Source organism: Micromonospora fiedleri (assembly GCF_016774385.1).
In the GTDB taxonomy this organism is placed as follows: domain Bacteria; phylum Actinomycetota; class Actinomycetes; order Mycobacteriales; family Micromonosporaceae; genus Micromonospora; species Micromonospora gifhornensis.
This window is the reverse complement of record NZ_JAETXL010000004.1, coordinates 235575-256036: the sequence shown is the minus strand read 5'-3', so window position 1 is coordinate 256036 and position 20462 is coordinate 235575. Positions and strand designations below refer to the sequence as shown.

Genomic DNA, 20462 nt, shown 5'->3' with positions numbered 1-20462 from the left:
GCCCGTACGGCGGCGAGCGCAACGAGGAGAGGTCATGACTACGCATCCGGACCCGGTACGGGAGACCCCGGAGGCAGTCCCGGCCACGCCGGCACAGCCGGTCCAGCCATATCCGGCCGCCGCACCGGCCCGGCATGCCTCCGGGCAGGCCGACTGGGCGGACCGGGTGGACACCGTGCCGCGCGCCGAGGGCACCCCGGAGGAACTCCAGCCGTACGCCGAACTGGGGCTCCGGGACGACGAGTACGACCGCATCCGGCACATCCTGGGCCGTCGGCCCACCCAGTCCGAGCTGGCGATGTACTCGATCATGTGGAGCGAGCACTGCTCCTACAAGTCGAGCAAGGTGCACCTGCGCCAGTTCGGCGAGAAGGCCCCGCCGAGTGACCGGCTGCTCGCCGGCATCGGGGAGAACGCCGGTGTGGTGCGGGTCTCCGACGAGCTGGCGGTGACCTTCAAGGTCGAGTCGCACAACCACCCGAGCTTCGTCGAGCCGTACCAGGGCGCGGCGACCGGCGTCGGCGGCATCGTCCGCGACATCCTCGCCATGGGTGCCCGTCCGGTCGCCGTGATGGACCCGCTGCGCTTCGGCGCGGCCGATCACCCCGACACCGCCCGGGTGCTGCCCGGCGTGGTCGCCGGTGTCGGCGGGTACGGCAACTGCCTCGGCCTGCCCAACATCGGTGGCGAGGTGGTCTTCGACCCCTGCTACCAGGGCAACCCCCTGGTCAACGCGCTCTGCCTCGGTGTGCTGCCGGTGAGCCGGTTGCAGAACAAGGCCGCCGTCGGCCCCGGCAACGTCGTGGTGCTGATGGGTGCCAAGACCGGCCGTGACGGCATCGGCGGTGTGTCGGTGCTGGCCAGCGCGACCTTCACCGAGGGCAGCGAGCAGCGCCGCCCGTCCGTGCAGGTCGGTGACCCGTTCACCGAGAAGCTGCTGATCGAGGCGTGCCTGGAGCTGTACGACGCCGAACTCGTCGCCGGCATCCAGGACCTCGGCGGTGCCGGGCTCACCTGCGCGCTCACCGAGACCGCCGCGGCGGCCGGTACGGGCATGCGGGTCTGGCTGGAGCGGGTGCCGCTGCGCGAGCCGTCGATGGACCCGCACGAGATCCTGGCCAGCGAGTCGCAGGAGCGGATGCTGCTGGTCGTCGAGCCGGCCAAGCTCGAAGCCGTCCTCAAGACCTGCGAGAAGTGGGGCGTGCTGGCCACCGCGATCGGTGAGGTCACCGCGCCCGAGCCGGACGGCCGGCCGGGTCGACTGCTGATCACCTGGCGGGACCAGCTGGTGGTCGACGTGCCGCCGGGCTCGCTGGTGGACGACGGGCCGGTCTACGCCCGCCCGATGCGGGAGCCGGCCGACCTGATCCTGCTCCAGGCCGACCGGGCCGAGACGCTGCCCCGGCCGAGCGACCCGGACGCGCTGCGCGAGACCGTGCTGCGCATGATCGCCTCGCCGAACCTGTGCGACAAGACCTGGGTCACCGAGCAGTACGACCGCTACGTGCTGGGCAACACCGTGCTCGCCCAGCCGGAGGACTCCGGCGTGATCCGGATCGACGAGCGGACCGGCCTGGGTGTGGCGCTGTCGGTCGACGGCAACGGCCGGTACGCCCGGCTCGACCCGTACCACGGTGCCAAGCTGGCGCTGGCCGAGGCGTACCGCAACGTTGTGGTCACCGGCGCGACGCCGATCGCGGTCACCGACTGCCTGAACTTCGGCTCCCCCGAGGACCCGGGCGTGATGTGGCAGTTCGCCGAGGCGGTCCGTGGTCTCGCCGACGGCTGCGCCGAGCTGGGCATCCCGGTCACGGGCGGAAACGTCAGCTTCTACAACCAGACCGGGGCGGCGGCCATCCACCCGACGCCGGTGGTCGGCGTGCTCGGCGTCCTGGAGAACGTCGCCGAGCGGGTGGCGATGGGCTTCGTCCCGCGGCCCAGCGGCGACCACGACCAGCTCTTCCTGCTCGGTGAGACGCACGTGGAGCTCTCCGGCTCGGAATGGGCCTGGGTGGCCCACCAGCACCTCGGTGGCGTACCCCCGCACGTCGACCTGGCTCGGGAGAAGCAGCTCGGCGAGCTGCTGGCCGCCGCGGCGCGGGTCGGCCACGTCAGCTCGGCGCACGACCTCTCCGACGGTGGCCTCGCGCAGAGCCTGGTGGAGTCCTGCCTGCGCTACGGCGTCGGGGCGCGGATCGCGGTGCCGGAGCGCTTCGAGGTCAACTCGATGCCCTTCGTCTTCCTGTTCAGCGAGTCCGCCGGTCGGGTGCTGGTCTCGGTGCCCCGCGGCCACGAGAAGGCGTTCACCGCGCTCTGCGCCGAGCACGGCGTGCCGTGGGAGCTCATCGGCGTCACCGATTCCACGGGCGGCGCGCTGGAGGTGCACGGCCAGTTCCGCATCGGCCTGGACGAGCTGCGGGAGGCGCACAGCGCCACGCTGCCGGCGCTGTTCGGCGGCGTGCAGCCGGTCGAGTTGACGGCGCAGGACAGCGCGGTCGAGGCCGCGCCGGTGGACGCGGTCGAGGCACCGGTCGAGGCTGACCCGGTTCCCTCGGTCGAGGACACCGAGCCGCACGCGGAGGCTGCTGTGCCGGTGTCCGACGGCGTCGAGGCGCCCGAGGAGGACCAGCCGGTCGAGCGGGCGGCACCGCCGGTCCGCCAGCAGCCGATCGAGCAGGACACCGCACAGGAGCAGCCCTCCGCCGACGAGCGCTGAGGCGTTGGCCGAGTCCGTTCACGCCCAATCCGGTTCCGGGGCCCGGTTCGACTGGGGCCTCGCGGGGGCGGCGGAACTCGGCCGCGTCTGCGCGGTGCTGGTGGTGGTGGACGTGCTGTCGTTCACCACCACCGTCGAGGTGGCGGTCGGGCGCGGAATACGCGTCCACCCGTTCCCCTGGGGAGAACAGGCCGCCGAGTACGCGCGCCGGGTCGGTGCCGTGCCCGCCGCCGGGCGTCGGCAGGTTACGCCGGAACATCCGTGGTCGCTGTCGCCGGCCGCGTTGAGCCGGGCACCTGTCGTCGCCGACCTGGTGCTCCCCTCCCCGAACGGTTCGGCGATCAGTGCGGCCGCCAGCGCCACCGGCGTACCGGTGGTCGCGGGCAACCTGCGTAACGCGCGCGCCGTCGGGCGCTGGCTGCTGACCCAGGGGTACGGCTCGACAGACGAACCGATCGGTGTGATCGCCGCCGGTGAACAATGGCCGGACGGCTCGCTGCGTCCGTCGGTGGAGGATCAACTCGGTGCGGCGAGCGTGCTGGACGCGCTGTCCGGGGTTCCCGGTGGTCTCTCTGTCGAAGCGGCCGTGGCACTTGCGGCGCTGGCCAGCATCCCGGACGTGCCCGCGGCGATCAGGGGCTCCGTGTCGGGCCGCGAACTGATCGAGGGCGGCTTCGCCGAGGACGTCGAGATCGCCGTACGGGTCGACAGCTCGGCCGTGGTGCCACTGCTGCGGCAGGGCGTCTTCACACCCGCCGCCTGAAGGGCCAGACCCGCCCGACGGCATACACACGGAACGGGCGACCCCCTCGCGGTGGGTCGCCCGTCACACGTTGTTGTTACGCCTGCCCTGGGGCTGGTTCAGTCGTCCAGCCAGTCGAGCCGACGTCCGCGCTCCGTGGGGCTGCCGTCCGGCCGGCCATGGCCGGCCTGTGCGGGGTCGCTGCCGTACGCACCGCCCTGCTCGTAGCCGTTGTCGTAGCCCCCACGCTGGCGTGGCGGCTCCTGGCCGTACCCGCCGGTGTTCTGGTCGTAGCCACCGTCGTAGCCGGTGCGCTGCTGCGGAGGCTCCTGCCCGCCGTAGCTGCCGCCGTAGCCGGCCTGGCCGTAGCGGCCGGGATCGTCGTACCCGCCGGTCTGGGCGTAGCCGCCTGCGGATTGTCCGTACCCACCGGTCTGCGGCGGGTAGCCACCCGTCGGCTCGGCAGCCTGCCCGTAACCACCCGTCGGCTCGCTCTGGCCGTAGCCGCCGGTCGGCTCGCTCTGGCCGTAACCGCCAACGGGATCGGTCCGACCGTAGCTGCCGGTCGGCTCGCCCTGGCCGTACCCGCCAGCGGGCGTGCTCGGGGAGTATCCGCCGGCCGGCGCGCCCTGCCCGTAGCCGGTGGCGGGCTCACTCTGCCCGTACCCGCTGCCGTTGCCGTAGCTGCCGGTCGGCTCGCCCCGGTTGTAGTCCCGATCAGCCGAACCGTAACCACCGGCCGACCCGCCCTGGCCGAAGCCGCCAGGCTGCTCGGCCTGCCCGTACCCACCAGCGGGCGCACCCTGGCCGTAGCCGCCGGTCGGTTCGCTCTGGCCGTAGCCGCCGGTGGGTTCGCCCCGGCCGTAGCCACCGGTGGGTTCGCCCCGGCCGTAGCCGGTCGGCTCGGAACTGCCGTAGCCCTGGCCCGCCTCGGGCTCGTACAACCCGGTCGCGTACGGGTCGGCGGGCGTCGGGTAGCGGGTCTCGTCGCCGGTGTAGCGGCCGGTCGGCTCGTCGTACCGCTCGCCGTAGCCGGCTGCGCCACCGGCCGGCGGGTAGTCGGCCCCGGCGCTGCCTGCGCCGTAGTCACGGCCGCCGTAGCCCGCCCCCGACGAAGGGCTGGTGCCGTAGCCACTGCCGGACGACGGCGCGTTGCCGTAACCGGCTGCGCCGTAGCCGCCGGGCTCGTCGCCGTAACCACCGCCCGACCAGGCCTGCGCGGCACCGGGCGCCGCGCCGTAGGGCGGTGCGGGCGGCGCGCCGTACGGGTCCGGGGGAACGTCGTCGACGATCGGCTGGTGCATCATCGTCGGCGCGTTGCTGATCCCGGCACCGGCGACCATGGTCGGGTCGGGAGTGTTGCCGACCCGGCTGACCACGCGGGTCTGGTCGTCCGCGCCGGCGAAGGAGCCTCGTGCCGCCGGAACCGCGCCGGCGGGGGCACCGGCCGGCGCATCCCCGTCGACCTCGGCGTCGTCGTTCTCCTTGCGCTTCATCCAGAGCAGCACGATCGTGCCGACACCAACGGCCACGAAGAGGCCACCGAGCAGGACCAGCAGCCAGTTGCCGAAGCCGCCGGAGTCCTCGTTGCTGGCCTGGGCCGGAGGCGCCGCGGACTCGGCCGGCGCCTCGTCCACCTCGTCGGCGAGTTCGTCGTCGAACGGGTCCTCCGTCGGCACCGCCGATTCGCTGGCGGTGGGGGTCGGAGTCGGGCTGTTCGAGGCCTGGATCGCGAGCGTGATCCGCTGCCCGGTGACGCTCTGACCCGCGTTCGCTGTGAAGCTCACGACCTCGCGGACGCTGTTCGCGCTCGCGCCGAGGTCGATCCGGCCCGGAGCGATGGGCCGCTCGCTGGTGCCGGTGAAGCGGAAGTTGCCGTCGGAGTTCGCGTTGGTCTCGTACTGCTTGCCAGCGCTGTCCTTGAGCAGGACGTACGCGTTCGGCACCCCGTCACCGGCCTGGTTGACCACCTTGCCGGAAATAGACCGCACCGTCTGCGGCGCCTGCGTGGTCGGCGGCGGGTTGGGCCCACGCACCGTGACTTCGCGCTGGGCGCCGCCGGATTCGCCGCCGATGGTGGCACTGATCTGTACATTGCCGGACTTCGTGTCACCGGCAGCGACGTTGCCCGCCACGAGGGTCACGCTGTAGCTCTGTGACCGACCGCGGCCGATCTCCTCGGTGAAGTCGCATCGACCGTCACACGTGAGTTCACCAAAGGACGTGCTGACCCTGATGTTGACCGCGTCGCCCTCGGGTGGGATTTCTATTGGGTTCGTGTTCGTTACGCGGAATGAGAGAGTCGCTCGCTGGCCTGGACTGAGAGTGCCGGACGATAGGCCGGTGATCTGTACCTGCGGCTCCGCGGCGAGGACGGGTGTGGCGGGGACGGCGAGCAGGGCACCCACAACCAGCGCCACGACCACACCGGCCCGCTTTTGCCAGGCTCGTCGGTGTGTTGACACGTCCACCGCCTTCCGGACTGACTTTCCGTGGCCGGGCGGGGTGCCGGGCCGGGGGAACATCACGGTACGAATACGCCGTCGGCAACTATGCCTTGTCGGGGCGGATCGGCGCGACCCAGGGCCAGCGTCGCGCGCGGCGAGGCGAGGCCGTATCGTCCCGTCGTGTCCTCTCCGTACGATAAGTCCGCCGTAGTGGCGGCGGCGATGGCGGCGCTCGATGAGGGCCGCACGCCCGAACGGTCGGTCCTGCGGGTGGCGGTCAGGGCCCTGTTGACCACCCTCGCGGACCGCACCCCCGGCCGATCGGTGGAGGTGCGTGTCCCACCTTACGGTGCAGTTCAGTGTGTTCCGGGGCCGCGACACACCCGCGGTACGCCACCGAACACTGTCGAGATGGATCCGGAAACCTGGCTCGCATTGGCGACCGGGCGACTCGATTGGACCCAGGCGGTCACGGAGGGTCGCGTACGGGCGAGCGGGACGCGGGCCGACCTCTCCCCGTACCTGCCCCTCGAACTGGAGTGACGCGTGTTTCAGCTGACCTAAAGCGGTGACAACGTGACTGTATGTGCCGACTCGGATTCGCGTACACTGTCAGGCGACAGTGTGGTCCCGGCCGATCAGCGCGGAGCAGGCCCTTCGGCTTCCGCGAGGCCAGTCCAGACCAGCAAGAGGGAGCGGCAGGTGCCCCGAGGCGACGGCCGGCTGAGCCACGACCTTGATCCCCAACGACCCGGCCCGCAGGACGCTTGTGGCGTCTTCGGTGTCTGGGCGCCGGAGGAAGAGGTTGCCAACCTGACCTATTTCGGGCTGTACGCGTTGCAGCACCGGGGGCAGGAGGCGGCCGGCATAGCGGTCAGTGACGGCTCCGGCGTGGTGGTTTACAAGGATCTCGGCCTGGTGGCCCAGGTCTTCGACGAGCCGACCCTGGCCAGTTTGCGCGGCCATGTCGCGATCGGCCACACCCGTTACTCGACGACCGGCGGGTCGACCTGGGAGAACGCCCAGCCGACCATCCGTGCCACCAGCTCCGGCACGACCATCGCGCTGGCACACAACGGCAACCTGGTCAACACCGCCGAGTTGCAGCGCGAGGTGACCGACCGCGGCCTGACCGCGGACGGTTCGACAAACGACACCTCGCTGGTGACCGCGCTGCTGGCGAGTCGACCGGATCTCTCCGTCGAGGCGGCCGCGCTGGAGGTGCTGCCGCAGCTGCGCGGCGCGTTCAGCTTCGTCTTCATGGACGAGACCACCCTCTACGCCGCGCGGGACCCGCACGGCGTACGCCCGCTGGTGCTCGGCCGGCTGGAGCGGGGCTGGGTGGTGGCCAGCGAGACGGCGGCACTGGACATCGTGGGTGCCAGCGTGGTCCGTGAGGTCGAGCCCGGTGAGCTGATCGCGATCGACGCCGAAGGGCTGCGGTCCAGCCGGTTCGCCGCCCCCGAGCCCAAGGGCTGCCTCTTCGAGTACGTCTACATCGCCCGCCCGGACGCCACCATCGCCGGTCGTAACGTGCACGCGGCCCGGGTGCAGATCGGTCGGCAACTGGCCAAGGAACACCCGGTCGAGGCCGATCTGGTCATCCCGGTGCCGGAGTCGGGCACCCCGGCGGCGATCGGCTACGCCGAGGAGTCCGGCATCACCTACGGCGCCGGCCTGATGAAGAACCCGTACGTCGGGCGCACCTTCATCCAGCCGTCGCAGACCCTGCGTCAGCTGGGCATCCGACTCAAGCTCAACCCGCTGCGGCAGAACGTACGCGGCAAGCGCCTGGTCGTGGTGGACGACTCCATCGTCCGCGGCAACACCCAGCGCGCGATCGTCCGGATGCTCCGCGAGGCCGGCGCGCTGGAAGTGCACGTCCGCATCTCCTCGCCGCCGGTGTCCTGGCCGTGCTTCTACGGCATCGACTTCGCCACCCGCGCCGAACTGCTCGCCAACGGTCTCGACAACGAGGGCATCCGGCGCTCCATCGGCGCGGACACCCTCGGTTACGTCTCGCTGCCCGGCCTGATCGCCGCGACCGAGCAACCGAAGACCCGCCTGTGCCGGGCCTGTTTCGACGGGGAGTATCCGATCGACCTTCCCGTCGGCAACCTGATCGGCAAGCACGTCCTCGAAGGAATCGGCCGTCGGGTCGCCCACAACTCGGACGACAGTGATTCCGCCGAGCAGCCCGTCCCTCCGCTCGTCGCCGCTGCGGGAACTGACGACGATCTCAACCGGTCGCGTCGCGCGCCGCGCTCCGACCTGAAGATCTCGGCGACCACAAACCGCCCGTAGCATCGCCCGGCTGCGGTCGGTCACCGTCGACCGCCGCCGAGAACCACAAAGGGGAGAACCGTGACGCACGTGTCCGAGCGCAGCGGCGCAGGAAGCAGCCCGAGCGGCGCTGGCAACGACCGCCAGCCCTGGACTGCCGGCAGCGGCCGCCAGGCTCGCAAACGTTCCGTCTCGTACGCGGACGCCGGCGTGTCGATCGAGGCGGGTGACCGCGCCGTCGAGTTGCTGAAGTCCAAGGTGAAGGAGACCCGCCGGCCGGAGGTGATGGGCGACCTCGGCGGCTTCGCGGGCCTGTTCCGGCTGGACACCACGAAGTACAAGAACCCGATCCTGGCGTCGTCCACCGACGGTGTCGGCACGAAGCTGGTGATCGCCCAGCAGATGGACATCCACGACACGGTCGGCATCGACCTGGTCGCGATGGTCGTCGACGACCTGGTGGCCTGCGGCGCCGAGCCGCTGTTCCTGCTCGACTACATCGCCACCGGCGAGGTGGTGCCGGACAAGGTCGCCGAGATCGGTGCCGGCATCGCCGACGGCTGCCGCTACGCCGGCTGCGCGCTGCTCGGCGGCGAGACGGCCGAGCACCCGGGCGTGTTGCGTCCCGACGAGTACGACATCTCCGCCACCGGTGTCGGTGTGGTAGAGGAGAGCGAGATCCTCAGCTCCGCGCGGGTCGAGGTGGGCGACGTGGTGATCGCCATGCGCTCGTCCGGTCTGCACTCGAACGGGTACTCCCTGGTGCGGCACGTGCTGCTCGGTGCGGGGCGGATGCGGCTGGACGTGGTCATCGACGACTTCGGCCGGCAGCGCACGCTCGGCGAGGAGCTGCTCACCCCCACCAAGATCTACGCCAAGGACTGCCTCAAGCTGATCGCCGAGGCCGAGGTGCGGGCGCTGGCCCACGTCACCGGCGGCGGCATCCCCGGCAACCTGGTGCGGATCCTGCCCGAGAACGTGGACGCGGTGGTCAACCGCTCCACCTGGCGGCCGCAGCCGATCTTCGACCTGATCCAGTCCAAGGGGCGGATCGAGGACCCGGAGATGGAGGCGACCTTCAACATGGGCGTCGGCATGTTCGCCATCGTCTCGGCCGAGGACGCCGACCGGGCGCTGGCCACGTTGACCGGCCGGGGCGTCGACGCCTGGCAGGTGGGCGAGATCATCGAGGGCACCGGCGAGGTGCAGATGGTCGGTCAGCACACCCGCGGGTGACGTGAGCTGAGCTCACGGCCATCTGATCCGGGCTTCACCCGAGTGGCCATCGCGGCCTAGCCTGAAGGGCACCCTCAACGCTGCGGGCATGCCCTGCCGGGGTGTGCCCGGCAGCCTTCAACTGCTACGAGGAGGGCGATGGCTGCACCGGGACGGTCACTGCATGGGATGCGCGGCATGGCTGCCGTCCCGTCGTACGTCGTGATGCAGCCCACCACGCTCTGCAACCTCGATTGCGCCTACTGCTACCTGCCGTTTCGGGCGGCCGACCGACGGATGCCGGTCGCCGTGGCGGAGGCGGTGGCCGCCTCGGTGAACCCCTGGGCGGCGTCGGCGCGGTTCTCCGTGGTCTGGCACGGCGGTGAGCCGCTCGCCGCCGGTCGGGAGCAGTTGGCGGCGCTGATGGCGCCGTTCGGCCCGGAGGTGGAGCACCACGTCCAGACCAACGCCACGTTGATCGACGACGCCTGGTGCGAGTTCTTCGTGGCGCATCGCATGCGGGTGAGCGTGAGCGTGGACGGCCCTCGGGAGCGCAACGGCGACCGGGTCACCCGGTCCGGTCGGCCCGCGTACGACCGGATCGTTCGTGGGGTGGCGGCGTTGCGCCGGCACGACCTGCCCTTCTCGGCGCTCGCGGTGGTCAACGACCCGGCACCCGGCCGGGCGGCGGAGCTGTACGACTACTGCCTCGACCTGGGCTGCGAGGTGCTCGGGGTGAACATCGAGGAGACCGAGGGCGTCAACACCCGGACCAACGCCCACGATCCGGCCGTGGTGACCGGCTTCTGGGCCGAACTCGTGGCCGCCTGGCGTCGGCAGCCGCGGATCCATCTGCGCGAGGTCGAGTGGTCGCTGCGGTACGCCGCGGCCGTGCTGGACGGCACCGCCGATGATCTTCTGCCGCGCCGCCTCGACCCGATCCCGACCATCGCGTACGACGGCTCGGTCGTGGTGCTCTCACCCGAGCTGGCCGGCTTCACCGACTCCCGCTACGGCGATTTCAGCAGCGGAAACGTGCTTGCCACCCCGCTGCACGCGATCCTCGCCGACGCGGCGGAGCGGACGGCCTGGGTGGGTGAGTTCCTGACCGGGGTGGAGGCGTGCCGCTCGTCGTGCCCCTATTTCGGCTTCTGTGGCGGAGGCCACGCTGCGAACCGTTACTTCGAGCTGGGGCGTTTCGACGGTACGGAGACCGAGCACTGCCGCAACAGCAAGATCCGCCTACTGGAGGGAGTGTTGGAGCATGCCCGAAACCACCAGTCACCGGGAGCCTGAGCGAGCGACGGACGAGGGACCCGACCAGGTCGACTCCCGGGTGCGGGAGGCCGCCACCGGGCTCGCTGCGCTGCTGCACGAGGCCGAAGTCGCGCGACAGTCACGGGCAGAGGTGGCGGGTGGCGACGGCGCCAGCGCGGTCTGCGCCTGGAACCACTTCGAGAACATCCCGACGTTCTACAACTGGAACAACCGGCCACGCTGACCGGGCTGAACCAAGGGCCCGCCACACTGCCGGAGGGTGTCCGGGCGTGGCAGGCCCTTGGATCGTCGGGTGTTACGCCGCCTAGCGGGCACATACGTGAGCACGCGGGGAGTTACCGCGTGCTCAGATGTGACCGGGGGTCAGCGGGTCGGACGTACCCACTTGTCCGGGTCGTCCTCGGCATGGTCCTCGTCATCGTCGACGTACTCTTGGTAGTCGTCGTCGAAGTTGCGGTCCGACTTACCGCCGCCGCCGAGTTCTCGCTGCAAGGCGGCGAGGTCGGTGTTCGGGGAGTGGTACTTCAACTCCCGCGCCACCTTTGTCTGCTTGGCCTTAGCACGGCCGCGCCCCATGGCTCGACCCCCTCGCACAGAATGCGGGGCAGCCCGAAGGCGGGCCCCGATGACGTCAGGCATCTCTCGTGGCTCTTACGGTACATGGGGATGCCACCGTTCGGCACCTCGGGTTACCGTCGACCGCCACCGCGCGTTGCGGTCGTGCGGTCGTCACCCATTGTACCCGGTAAGGAGCGATGCCGGGAACGGTCGTGACACGGGGCGAAACCTCACGAATGCGTCGTATCCTCAGCTTAGCCGGGAACGACGGTCGAGGGCGGGACCAACGGCCCCGCCCTCACCGGTGAGTCGTCAGCGCAGGTGAATCGCGCGCAGTCGGCCGATCTCGGCCATCCGCCGCTCGGCCAGCCGGTCGGCCGCCACCGCCGGCGGGACGCCGTCGGCGTCGGCGAGCCGGAGGATCTCCCGGGTGGTGTCGTAGATCCGGGTGGCGCGCAACTTGGCCCGCTCGAAGTCGAAGCCCTCGATCTCGTCGGCGACCTGGATCACACCGCCGGCGTTCACCACGTAGTCCGGCGCGTAGAGGATGCCCCGGTCGGCCAGCAGCTTCTCGACGCCCGAGTGGGCGAGCTGGTTGTTGGCCGCGCCGGCGATCACCTTCGCGCGCAACGCCGGCACCGTGTCGTCGTTCAACGCGCCGCCGAGCGCGCACGGGGCGTACACGTCGATGTCGGCGGCGACCAGCGCGGAGACGTCGTCGAGGAGCGAGACCTGCGGGTGGGTCGTCCGGGCCCACTCCAGCGCCTGCGGGCTGACGTCGGTCGCGACCACCTCGGCGCCGTCCTCCACCAGGTGGCCGACCAGGTACTTGCCGACCTTGCCCAGGCCCGCGACGCCGACCCGTCGGCCGTGCAGCGTCGGCACTCCCCAGACGTGCTCGGCCGCGGCCCGCATGCCCTGGAAGACACCCCAGGCGGTGAGAATGGAGGAGTCGCCCGCACCGCCGTGCTCGACGCTGCGGCCGGTGACGTACCGGGTCTCGCGGGCGATCACGTCCATGTCCGGTACGTAGGTGCCCACGTCGCAGGCGGTGTAGTAGCGCCCGCCCAGCGACTCCACGAAGCGGCCGTACGCGCGCAGCAGCGCCTCGGTCTTGATCTGCGCCGGGTCGCCCCAGATGACCGCCTTGCCGCCGCCCAGGTCCAGACCTGCGAGGGCGTTCTTGTACGCCATGCCGCGAGACAGGTCGAGGACGTCCGCGAGGGCCTCCTCCTCGCTGGCGTACGGGTAGAAGCGGGTGCCACCGAGCGCGGGGCCCAGCGCGGTGGAGTAGATGCCGATGATCGCCTTCAGGCCGGTCTGCTTGTCCTGGCAGAACACGACCTGCTCGTGGCCGGTGGATTCCGGGTCGTCGGTGCTGGCGAATACGCCCATGACTGGCTCCTGTGTCGGTGGGCGCCCTTGTGGGACGCGGACCTGGTCTACGGCCGGCGGGGATACTGCCGGTGTAGCGAGCCTAGTATCGGCTGACCTCGGGCTGCTTGCGCGAGCACCTCGTCCCGTCCAGCGGGCACCCATTCACGGCCACGATGACGCCGAGCAACGCTCGGCCTGCGATTCGTGGGAGGATCGCGCCGTGCCGTCGCTCTTCGCTTCATACCTGCGCGTGTACGAGCCGTTGACCGCCTTCGACCGGGACCGCCAGGCGTACTGGCGGCGCTACGTCGAGCAGGGGCGGGCAGTGGCGCCGGTGGAAGGGCCGGGCCGGCAGCGGACCTCGGTGATCGAGGCGCTCGGCGCCGGCTGGACCCGGCTGCCCGACCTGCCCGAGGAGGCGTACGTCCTGGAGACGGACGAGACGCTGCTGGTGTGCCCGTGGAACCTGCGGATCCGGGTGGCCGAGGCGGCGTTGAGCGCGCGCGACGGCGTGCCACCGGTGCTGGCCGACGCGTTCGTCCCGCCGGTGCTGGCCGGGCAGGCCAAGGCGGTGGTGGAGGACTGGCGCAGCGGCGCCCGGGTGCTGGAGCGTGGCGTGCCCCGGGTGCACGAGCAGGTCGCCACCTGGGGGGTGCCGCTGCGCTGGTTCGTGCTGTTCGAGGCGGAGGAACGGCAGCACGTGACCGCGCCGGGGCGTCGGGCGCTGCGGTTCCGGACGGAGATCTCCAAGGCGCGGCGTCGCTCCTCGCGGGCGCTGTCGGTGCTGCGCAAGTCGATCGGGGACGCCCCGATCACCGAGGCGGTCGAGGAGGCGGCCCGGTGGTTGGAGGAGTTCCACCCGGGTTCCGTGGTCGAGCTGGACTACGGCGGCCTGGTCGAGTTGCTCTCGGACGAGACACTGGCGGACGACGACTCGCCGGAACTGGTCGCGGCGGGGCTGGCCGGGCTGTCCCAGGGCGAGGCGGAGGAGGCGTCCGCGGCGTACGACAAGCTGGTCGCCCGGTGGCGTGCCGTGCAACTTTTGGAGCGGTGCAACTAGCCCGGCGTGCCGGGGCAATTAGTGGGGCATTGTCCATCATTGTCGGGCCACAACACGAGGCTCCTTCGTAGTTGATGCATCACGAACCGTGATCATGAGTCCGAATAAGGTGGCTTCTGGCGTGTAAAAGTCCTATATATCGGGCATGGTTCATCCGTCCGTCTAGGGACGTTCGGCCGTTCGGCCCATGTCGGACATCGGGGACTAGCCGGACCATGGGAGACGCGTCGGCCGGCGGGACCCCGGCCGATGTCTATACATGTGGAGGAGTGACCGATGGCATCGCGAACGCACGAACCAGAGCCGCTACTTACACCGGCCGAGGTGGCGTCGATGTTCCGTGTCGACCCGAAGACGGTGACCCGTTGGGCGAAGGCTGGCAAGTTGAGCGCCATCCGGACCCTGGGCGGCCACCGTCGCTACCGGGAGTCGGAGGTCAGGGCATTGCTGCAGGGTCAGATCCCGCAGCAGCGCCAGGGGGACTGACTGCACGACAGATAACAGAGCTGAGCGCAAGGGCGGCGGATCGTCAGATCCGCCGCCCTTGCGGCGTGTCAGGGCAGGCAGCCCGCCCGGTCCGGTCAGCTCGGGTCGGTCAGCTCGATTCGGATGCCGACCGTCCCGCCCTGCCCGCGCCGCAGCCGGCTGCCGAGCAGGGTCAGCCGACCGATCATCCGGTACTTCTGCTTGATCAGGCCGCGGATGTGCTCGGTCGCCCCCGGGTCGTAGAGGGTCGCGCGGGCCGGTACCGCCGCGCCGTGCGGCCGGCCACGGACGTCGCACGGCGCCACCGTGACCTCTCCGCTGCGCCGGATCCGCTTCACCTTGCCGGCGTCCGAGACGGTCCACACCGCCAGGGCGTCGCCGTCGCGAACCGCCCAGACCGGAGTGGGTACCGCTCGGCCGTCCTTGCGGAAGGTCGTGAGGAGGATGTACTTCTCCGCCGCGAGGCGGTCCAACGTGGTCACCCCCTCAGCGTACGGGCGCGGACGGGGAATGAGCAGGCCGATAGCGTGGCAGGTGTGACGGGAGAACCACGAATCGGTGACGTCTTCGGGGAACTGCTGCGCGACACGCTGGCGGTGGCCACCGGGATCGGTCCCCGACCGCTGGCTGGCGGGCGCGTACCCCGCCCGGTCATCGAGATCATCGAACGCGACGACGGGCTGATCAACGGGGCGCCGGCCGCGCAGTACCTCGACGGGCCGCAGGAGTGGCAACCGCACGACCACCGGGCCGTGGACCGGGTACGCGGCACCACCCTGGACATCGGCGTCGGCGCCGGGCGGATCGCGCTGCTGCTGCAGGAGCGCGGCGTACCGGTCACCGGGCTGGACGTCTCACCGGGCGCGCTCGCGGTGTGTCGCCGTCGGGGCGTACGGGAACTGGTGCACGGAACCGTGGACGAGCACGCGGCGAGCGGGCGGCGCTACGACACGTTTCTGCTGCTCGGCAACAACCTGGGGCTGTTGGAGGGGCGAGAACGGGCACCCGCCTTCCTCGCCGCGCTGGCCGCGATGGCCAACCCCGGTGCGCAGGTGATCGCCCATGGCACCGATCCGTACGGCACCCGCGACCCGGTGCACACCGGCTACCACGAACAGAACCGGCGTCGAGGCCGGCTCGGCGGGCAGCTACGGCTGCGGCTGCGGTACCGCGAGCTGGCCACCACCTGGTTCGACTACCTGGTCTGCTCACCGGACGAACTGGCCGACCTGGTCCGGGGCACCGCCTGGCAGCTGGCCGACATCGACAACCGCGACGCCCCGTACTACCTCGCCACATTGCACCTGCCCGGCTGACCGGGCGAGAACGTTAAGAGGGGCCCCTTGCTATACCGGAGGCGTTAACAGGGGGCCCTTCCTTACAGCTCAGACCTGGACGGTGGGGGGAAGCTGCTCCGGGGGGAGGCCACCGTCGCCGTCGACCACCTCGTCGGGCTGACCGTCCTCGTCGATGTCGACCATCGTGACGTCCACCTTGCCGTCGCCGTCGGTGTCGAACTGGAACAGGTCGGCCTTGCCGTCGCCGTCGGTGTCGACCACCCAGACGTCCGTACGGCCGTCGTTGTTGGTGTCGGCCCGCAGCAACTCGACCCGCTCGTCGCCGCGCGTCTCGACCGTCTCCTGGGCCTCCGTGCCGGTCTCCGGTGCCTGGCTCATCAGCTCGTCCCTTCCCTTGGTTGTCAGCGGTCCCTACCCGATCTCGCCCGCCCCCACGCACGCGACGATGATCGTGCTGCATAGGGTCGCACCATGACTGAGCGGAGGGTACGGTCCGGCACCGGCGTGGCGGCGATCCCGCGCGCCATCGGCCACGCGGTAGCCGAGGGCCGTCACGGAGCGGTGGTGTATCGATGACGCAGCGATTCGTCGTGGTCGGTGCCGGCACGATGGGCCTGGGCATCGCGTACGTGGCAGCCGGCGCGGGTTACGCGGTGGAGCTGGTCGAGCTCGACCGGGCCCGTGGTGAGGCGGCCGTCGAACGGCTCGCCCAACTCTGGGAACGGGCCGTGCAGCGCGGCAAGCTGACCGCTGAGCAGGCCGCCGCCAACCGCGCCTCGGTCACCCTGCGAGCCGGGCTCGGCGAGGTCGCCCCGGAACCGGCGGTGATCGTCGAGGCGGTACCGGAGCGGCTGGAGCTGAAGCGGGCCGTGCTGGCCGAGGCGGAGCGACTGGAGCCCGCCCTGCTGGGCAGCAACACCTCCAGCATCGCCATCGCCGAGCTGGCCGGGGAACTGGCCCGGCCCGAGCGCTTCTGCGGGCTGCACTTCTTCAACCCGGTCTGGGCGATGGCGCTGCTGGAGATCGTGGTCGGCCCGGCCACCGCCGCGCAGACCACCGAGGCGGCCCGCGCGCTCGCCGACCGGCTGGGCAAGGACCCCGTCGTCGTACGCGACATGCCGGGTTTCGCCACCTCCCGACTCGGGGTCACCCTCGGGCTGGAAGCCATCCGGATGGTCGCCGACGGGGTGGCCAGCCCGGCCGACATCGACAAGGCGATGGCGCTCGGCTACCGGCACCCGATCGGCCCGCTGGAACTGACCGACCTGGTGGGCCTGGACGTGCGCCTCGACATCGCCCGTACCCTCCAGGCCGCGTACGGCGACCGGTTCGCGCCGCCGCCGCTGCTGGTGGAGATGGTCGCGGCGGGCCGCCTGGGCAAGAAGTCGGGCCAGGGCTTCTACCAGTGGGTCGACGGGGTCCGCTCGGGCGGCACCGAGTCGGCCGCCCCGACCACCGATCCGGCCTCCGACGCCGCGCCGGGAGCGACACGGTGAGCGCCGGGCTGCGGGTCGAGGAGCTTTCCGACCGGCTGGTGGTCACCCTCGACCGGCCGGAGAAGCGCAACGCCATCGACGCCGACCTCATCGCGGCGCTGCACGAGGTCTGCGCCGAACTGGAGGCCCGTCCCCGGATGCTGCTGCTGACCGGCGGCACGGACGGGATCTTCGCGGGTGGCGCGGACATCGCCCAACTGCGCGAGCGCGGCCGGCTGGACGCTCTCGCCGCGATCAACTCGGCGGCCTTCGCCCGGATCCGGGCGCTACCGATGCCGACCGTCGCCGCCGTCGACGGCCCGGCGCTCGGCGGTGGCGCCGAACTGGCGTACGGCTGCGATCTTCGGGTGTGCACCGAGCGGGCGGTGTTCGGCCAGCCGGAGGTGCGGTTGGGCATCCTGGCCGGTGCCGGCGCGACCCACCGCCTGCCGGCGCTTGTCGGTGAGGCCCGGGCCAAGGAACTGCTGTTCACCGGGCGGCGGGTGGACGCCGCGGAGGCGCTGCGCATCGGCCTGGTCAACCGGGTGGTGGCGACCCCGGAGGAACTGCTGCCGGCGGCGCACGCGCTCATCGACGAGATGGCCAAGGGCTCGGCGCTGGCGCTGCGGCTGACCAAACTCGCCGTCGACGCCCCGGCCGCCGCACACCCACAGCTGGACCTGGTCAGCCAGGCGGTGCTCTTCGAGGACGAGGAGAAGCGGCGTCGGATGACCGAATTCCTCGACCGGCGACGCTGAGCCAACCGGAAACGGCCGCACCGACGGGTGTCGGTGCGGCCGTCGCGGGTGCGCTCAGCTGTTGGCGAGCGCCGCCAGCGGTACGTTGGCGTCCGCCAAGGCCCGGACCACGGCGGCGGACTCACCGAACCCGATGATCAGGACGGCGTCGGCACCGAAGTCCTTGATCTCCTTGGCGCCGGCGCTGAAGTCGATCGGCGCGGCGTTGGCGTCCTCGCCGGGCTGGTAGCCGAGCAGCTTCACCTTGTCGCCGCCGAACCCGGCCCGTTCCAGCTCGGCCCGGACGATGCCCTGCAGACCCTCACCGTAGGAGTCCTTACGGGCCACGATCGCGATCTTCTGCGGGCCGTCCCGGAGGATCACGTCGGCCAGCGCCCGACCCTGGAGCCCGTCCGGCGGCGCGGTGCGGAAGTAGAGGCCCCGGTCGTCGACCTCGGTCAGGTTCGCCGCGGTGTTCGACGGTGAGAACAGGATCCGTCCCGCCTTCACCACGTCCTCCAGCACGGCGGCAGAGATCCCGGAGCCACCGGCACCGATGATCACGTGAACGCCGCCGTCGACGTGCCGGGCGACGGTCGCCTTGGCGATCGCCGGGTTGGTGCCGTCGTCGCCGTCGACCCAGACCACCTCCTCGCCGAGCACCCCACCGGCCGCGTTGATCTCCTTGATGGCCAGCGCCGCGCCGGCGGCCAGCGGCGGGTAGGCGATCGCGAGGTCACCGGTCTTGGGCAACAGCCCGCCGATGACGAGCGGCCCATCGGCGGACGAGGTGTTACCGCGCGGCGGTCGCTTGTTGCTGGCCGCGGACTCGTCACCGGCGCCGACGAACTCGGTCTTGGCGTCGTTGAGCTGCTGCCCGTCGAAGTGCAGGGTGGCGTAGCTGGCGGTCGCCGGCTCACCGACGTCGGTGAACCCGGCCCGGGTGATCGAGACGCTGCGGTACTCGATGTCCTTACCCTCGCGGATCAGGCGCAGGCACTGGGCCACCGTCCCGCAGCGGGTGCCGGTGTTGGTGACCCCGACGATCTGCCTGGCGATGGCCGCCGGATCGGTGGTGCCCGCGACCTCAGCGGCCAACGCGCTGATCACCACCGCGTCGTAGGACTCGGCGGCGTAGAGGAAGCCGTCCAACTTCGGGTCGACGGACAGTAGCCGCTTCTTGAAGTCCTCGGGCAGCGGCGTGAGCGGGGTGGTGCCCTTCATGCCATCGACCAGGTTGGCTCGATCGCCCAGCTCCTCCGCGTACGAGTTGGACATGTTGCCGTCGGTGCCGTAGAGGCGCACCTGGTGGGCGGTCGCCTCTTCGGGCTGGTCATCCCCGCAAGCGCTGGTGGCGAGCAGGAGCGTGGCGCAGACCGCCATGACGGCGCCCCGCGTACCGCGTGACATGTGCATTGTCGTCCTTCCTCCGCGAAGGTCCGCTGCGCAGACTAACGTGCCGACCCGGACGACGGGACCGTGGAGGGCCGTCTATCCGCAGGTCGCCTAGCTTATGTACGGAGAGTGACGATCGCGGTCGCCTTGACCGGCACGCCTACTGTGCGGTGCGTGACCGACTCGCCACAGCAGACGTTTGCCGACGCCACCGCGATCCTCAGCTCGGCGCTCGACGGAGACTCCGACGCCGTGGTGGGGACCTTCGACGCGGTCGTCGACCGGGACGGCCTCACCGGTGCGTACGACGTGGCGTGGTGCCTGGCCGCGACCATGGTCGGTGATCCGGTGCCCCCGGGTGCCTGCGCGCTCGACTTCCCCGGTATCGACCAGGCCGAGTACGACGCCCGCTGGGTGGCGCGCTTCGTCAGCGCGTACGCCAACTCCGACCTGGAGACGGCCCGGGCGCTGTTCGGTGCGGCGGCGGCCGACGGCCTGCTGCCCGAATGCCTGCTCACCCTCGCCGGCTCGACCATCGCCACCCTGCGGCACCGCTCCACCTGAACGCTCCCACGTGCGGGCCGGCCCTGCCTCACGCCGGCTCGGCGACCGCGGTCGCGGCGAACCGGGAGAGCAACTCGTGCCACCCGGCGGTGAGCGCCTGCAGATAGCCCTCGGCTGCCTCGCCGTGCCGGTCGAAATGCCGGTGTGAGACCTCGACCAGGGTGCCGGCCGTCGCAGGTGTGAAAATCACCTCGACCTCGCTGGCCCGCGCCGGGTCCGGCACCGGTGCCCGATCCGGGCCGATCTGCCAGGTGAACACCAGCCGACGGGGCGGATCCCAGATCAGCACCCGACCCCAGTCGTTGCGGAAGCCGTAGGGGCCGATCTCGTAGAGCATCCCACCGGCCCGAGGCTCCATGCCCAACTCGGCGAGCACGTCCGGGCCGGACCAGGTGTACTCCGTCACCCACCAGTCGGTGAGCCTGGTGGTGAACGTCTCGTACACGGCTTCCATGGGCGCGGGGACCAGCGCCGTGGTCCGCAGCGCGAACCGCTCGTGCTCCTGTCGGATGTCGGGCGGCCGGTCTCCCATACGCCCGGACCATACCGGCTGCTGTCCGACTGCGCAGCTTGCTCAGGGCCCGGATCGCATCACCGACGGCGAGCACCGACAGGTGCCCGAGGGCTGCGAAGTGAGGGCATACAGCAAGATCCCCACCTACGTTTCCGCTGGTGGGGACCTCTGTAGCCCGGCGAAAGGCTATGTGGCCAGGGGCGGGGTCGAACCGCCGACCTTCCGATTTTCAGTCGGACGCTCGTACCAACTGAGCTACCTGGCCGTGCTGCTCGGGTCATGTTACCCGGCGGGATCGCCGCCGACTGGGTCACCTG

General features: G+C 71.1%; 20 protein-coding genes and 1 tRNA gene. 13 read left to right on the top strand and 8 right to left on the bottom strand.

Annotated features, from left to right (window positions below; genetic code table 11):
• The first annotated feature begins 34 nt into the window (after positions 1–34).
• Both purL and JMF97_RS12145 read left to right on the top strand, forming a co-directional pair.
• The gene (gene purL, locus JMF97_RS12150; RefSeq protein ID WP_203221675.1) at positions 35–2716 is read left to right on the top strand and encodes a phosphoribosylformylglycinamidine synthase subunit PurL; all 2682 of its coding nucleotides are present in this window, start codon (positions 35–37) and stop codon (positions 2714–2716) included.
• A gap of 4 nt (positions 2717–2720) precedes the next feature.
• Complete coding sequence (locus JMF97_RS12145; RefSeq protein ID WP_203221674.1) at positions 2721–3479, top strand: 2-phosphosulfolactate phosphatase; 759 nt, start codon at positions 2721–2723, stop codon at positions 3477–3479.
• Between the two features lie 98 nt (positions 3480–3577).
• On the opposite strand, the gene JMF97_RS12140 is transcribed toward JMF97_RS12145, so the two are convergent.
• Positions 3578–5602 carry a carboxypeptidase regulatory-like domain-containing protein gene (locus tag JMF97_RS12140; protein ID WP_307816884.1) on the bottom strand — a complete coding sequence of 675 codons (2025 nt, stop codon included), beginning with the start codon at positions 5600–5602 and terminating at the stop codon, positions 3578–3580.
• Positions 5603–6127: 525 nt separating this feature from the next.
• Here JMF97_RS12140 and JMF97_RS12135 point away from each other — a divergent pair.
• The 5 genes from JMF97_RS12135 to amcA all read left to right on the top strand — a co-directional run bounded on the left by JMF97_RS12135 (position 6128) and on the right by amcA (position 10904).
• A complete protein-coding gene (locus JMF97_RS12135) occupies positions 6128–6448 on the top strand; it encodes a sterol carrier family protein (RefSeq protein ID WP_203221972.1) in 321 nt (106 codons plus the stop codon).
• Positions 6449–6607: 159 nt separating this feature from the next.
• Positions 6608–8209, top strand: coding sequence for an amidophosphoribosyltransferase (gene purF, locus JMF97_RS12130; protein WP_203221673.1), 1602 nt, complete (start codon positions 6608–6610; stop codon positions 8207–8209).
• Between the two features lie 60 nt (positions 8210–8269).
• Complete coding sequence (gene purM / locus JMF97_RS12125) at positions 8270–9424, top strand: phosphoribosylformylglycinamidine cyclo-ligase (protein WP_203221672.1); 1155 nt, start codon at positions 8270–8272, stop codon at positions 9422–9424.
• 168 nt (positions 9425–9592) lie between these two features.
• Positions 9593–10699: a cyclophane-forming radical SAM peptide maturase AmcB gene (gene amcB, locus JMF97_RS12120; RefSeq protein WP_307816904.1), complete on the top strand. Its 1107-nt coding sequence runs from the start codon at positions 9593–9595 to the stop codon at positions 10697–10699.
• On the top strand, positions 10668–10904 hold the full coding sequence (amcA, locus tag JMF97_RS12115; protein ID WP_203221670.1) for a multiple cyclophane-containing RiPP AmcA: 237 nt from the start codon (positions 10668–10670) through the stop codon (positions 10902–10904). Before amcB ends, amcA begins: the two co-directional genes overlap by 32 nt.
• Positions 10905–11044: 140 nt before the next feature.
• On the opposite strand, the gene JMF97_RS12110 is transcribed toward amcA, so the two are convergent.
• Positions 11045–11257 (bottom strand): DUF3073 domain-containing protein, encoded by a 213-nt coding sequence (locus JMF97_RS12110; protein WP_043719245.1) that lies wholly within the window; start codon positions 11255–11257, stop codon positions 11045–11047.
• Positions 11258–11551: 294 nt separating this feature from the next.
• Positions 11552–12634, bottom strand: a complete 1083-nt coding sequence (locus JMF97_RS12105; RefSeq protein WP_203221669.1) for a Glu/Leu/Phe/Val family dehydrogenase — start codon at positions 12632–12634, stop codon at positions 11552–11554.
• 202 nt (positions 12635–12836) lie between these two features.
• Between JMF97_RS12105 and JMF97_RS12100 the strand changes: the two genes are divergently transcribed.
• Together JMF97_RS12100 and JMF97_RS12095 are read left to right on the top strand one after the other, a co-directional pair.
• The gene (locus JMF97_RS12100; RefSeq protein WP_013730880.1) at positions 12837–13676 is read left to right on the top strand and encodes a DUF8083 family protein; all 840 of its coding nucleotides are present in this window, start codon (positions 12837–12839) and stop codon (positions 13674–13676) included.
• Positions 13677–13952: 276 nt separating this feature from the next.
• On the top strand, positions 13953–14162 hold the full coding sequence (locus JMF97_RS12095; protein WP_007073996.1) for a BldC family transcriptional regulator: 210 nt from the start codon (positions 13953–13955) through the stop codon (positions 14160–14162).
• 95 nt (positions 14163–14257) lie between these two features.
• On the opposite strand, the gene JMF97_RS12090 is transcribed toward JMF97_RS12095, so the two are convergent.
• Complete coding sequence (locus JMF97_RS12090; protein WP_203221668.1) at positions 14258–14644, bottom strand: PPOX class F420-dependent oxidoreductase; 387 nt, start codon at positions 14642–14644, stop codon at positions 14258–14260.
• A gap of 54 nt (positions 14645–14698) precedes the next feature.
• On the opposite strand from JMF97_RS12090, the gene JMF97_RS12085 reads away from it, so the two are divergent.
• Positions 14699–15478, top strand: coding sequence for a class I SAM-dependent methyltransferase (locus JMF97_RS12085; RefSeq protein WP_203221667.1), 780 nt, complete (start codon positions 14699–14701; stop codon positions 15476–15478).
• A gap of 69 nt (positions 15479–15547) precedes the next feature.
• Here JMF97_RS12085 and JMF97_RS12080 read toward each other — a convergent pair whose 3' ends face one another.
• Positions 15548–15838 (bottom strand): hypothetical protein, encoded by a 291-nt coding sequence (locus JMF97_RS12080; protein WP_013730883.1) that lies wholly within the window; start codon positions 15836–15838, stop codon positions 15548–15550.
• A gap of 194 nt (positions 15839–16032) precedes the next feature.
• On the opposite strand from JMF97_RS12080, the gene JMF97_RS12075 reads away from it, so the two are divergent.
• Together JMF97_RS12075 and JMF97_RS12070 are read left to right on the top strand one after the other, a co-directional pair.
• Positions 16033–16956, top strand: coding sequence for a 3-hydroxyacyl-CoA dehydrogenase family protein (locus JMF97_RS12075; protein ID WP_203221666.1), 924 nt, complete (start codon positions 16033–16035; stop codon positions 16954–16956).
• Positions 16953–17693, top strand: a complete 741-nt coding sequence (locus tag JMF97_RS12070) for an enoyl-CoA hydratase/isomerase family protein (protein WP_203221665.1) — start codon at positions 16953–16955, stop codon at positions 17691–17693. The genes JMF97_RS12075 and JMF97_RS12070 overlap by 4 nt, the downstream gene beginning before the upstream one ends.
• Positions 17694–17747: 54 nt before the next feature.
• On the opposite strand, the gene JMF97_RS12065 is transcribed toward JMF97_RS12070, so the two are convergent.
• Positions 17748–19088 (bottom strand): ABC transporter substrate-binding protein, encoded by a 1341-nt coding sequence (locus tag JMF97_RS12065; RefSeq protein ID WP_203221664.1) that lies wholly within the window; start codon positions 19086–19088, stop codon positions 17748–17750.
• A 153-nt stretch (positions 19089–19241) separates the two neighbouring features.
• Here JMF97_RS12065 and JMF97_RS12060 point away from each other — a divergent pair, with 153 nt between their 5' ends.
• The gene (locus tag JMF97_RS12060) at positions 19242–19631 is read left to right on the top strand and encodes a hypothetical protein (protein WP_013730887.1); all 390 of its coding nucleotides are present in this window, start codon (positions 19242–19244) and stop codon (positions 19629–19631) included.
• Between the two features lie 28 nt (positions 19632–19659).
• On the opposite strand, the gene JMF97_RS12055 is transcribed toward JMF97_RS12060, so the two are convergent.
• Both JMF97_RS12055 and JMF97_RS12050 read right to left on the bottom strand, forming a co-directional pair.
• Complete coding sequence (locus tag JMF97_RS12055; RefSeq protein ID WP_203221663.1) at positions 19660–20163, bottom strand: SRPBCC family protein; 504 nt, start codon at positions 20161–20163, stop codon at positions 19660–19662.
• 173 nt (positions 20164–20336) lie between these two features.
• Positions 20337–20410, bottom strand: a tRNA-Phe gene (locus JMF97_RS12050).
• Positions 20411–20462 lie beyond the last annotated feature (52 nt).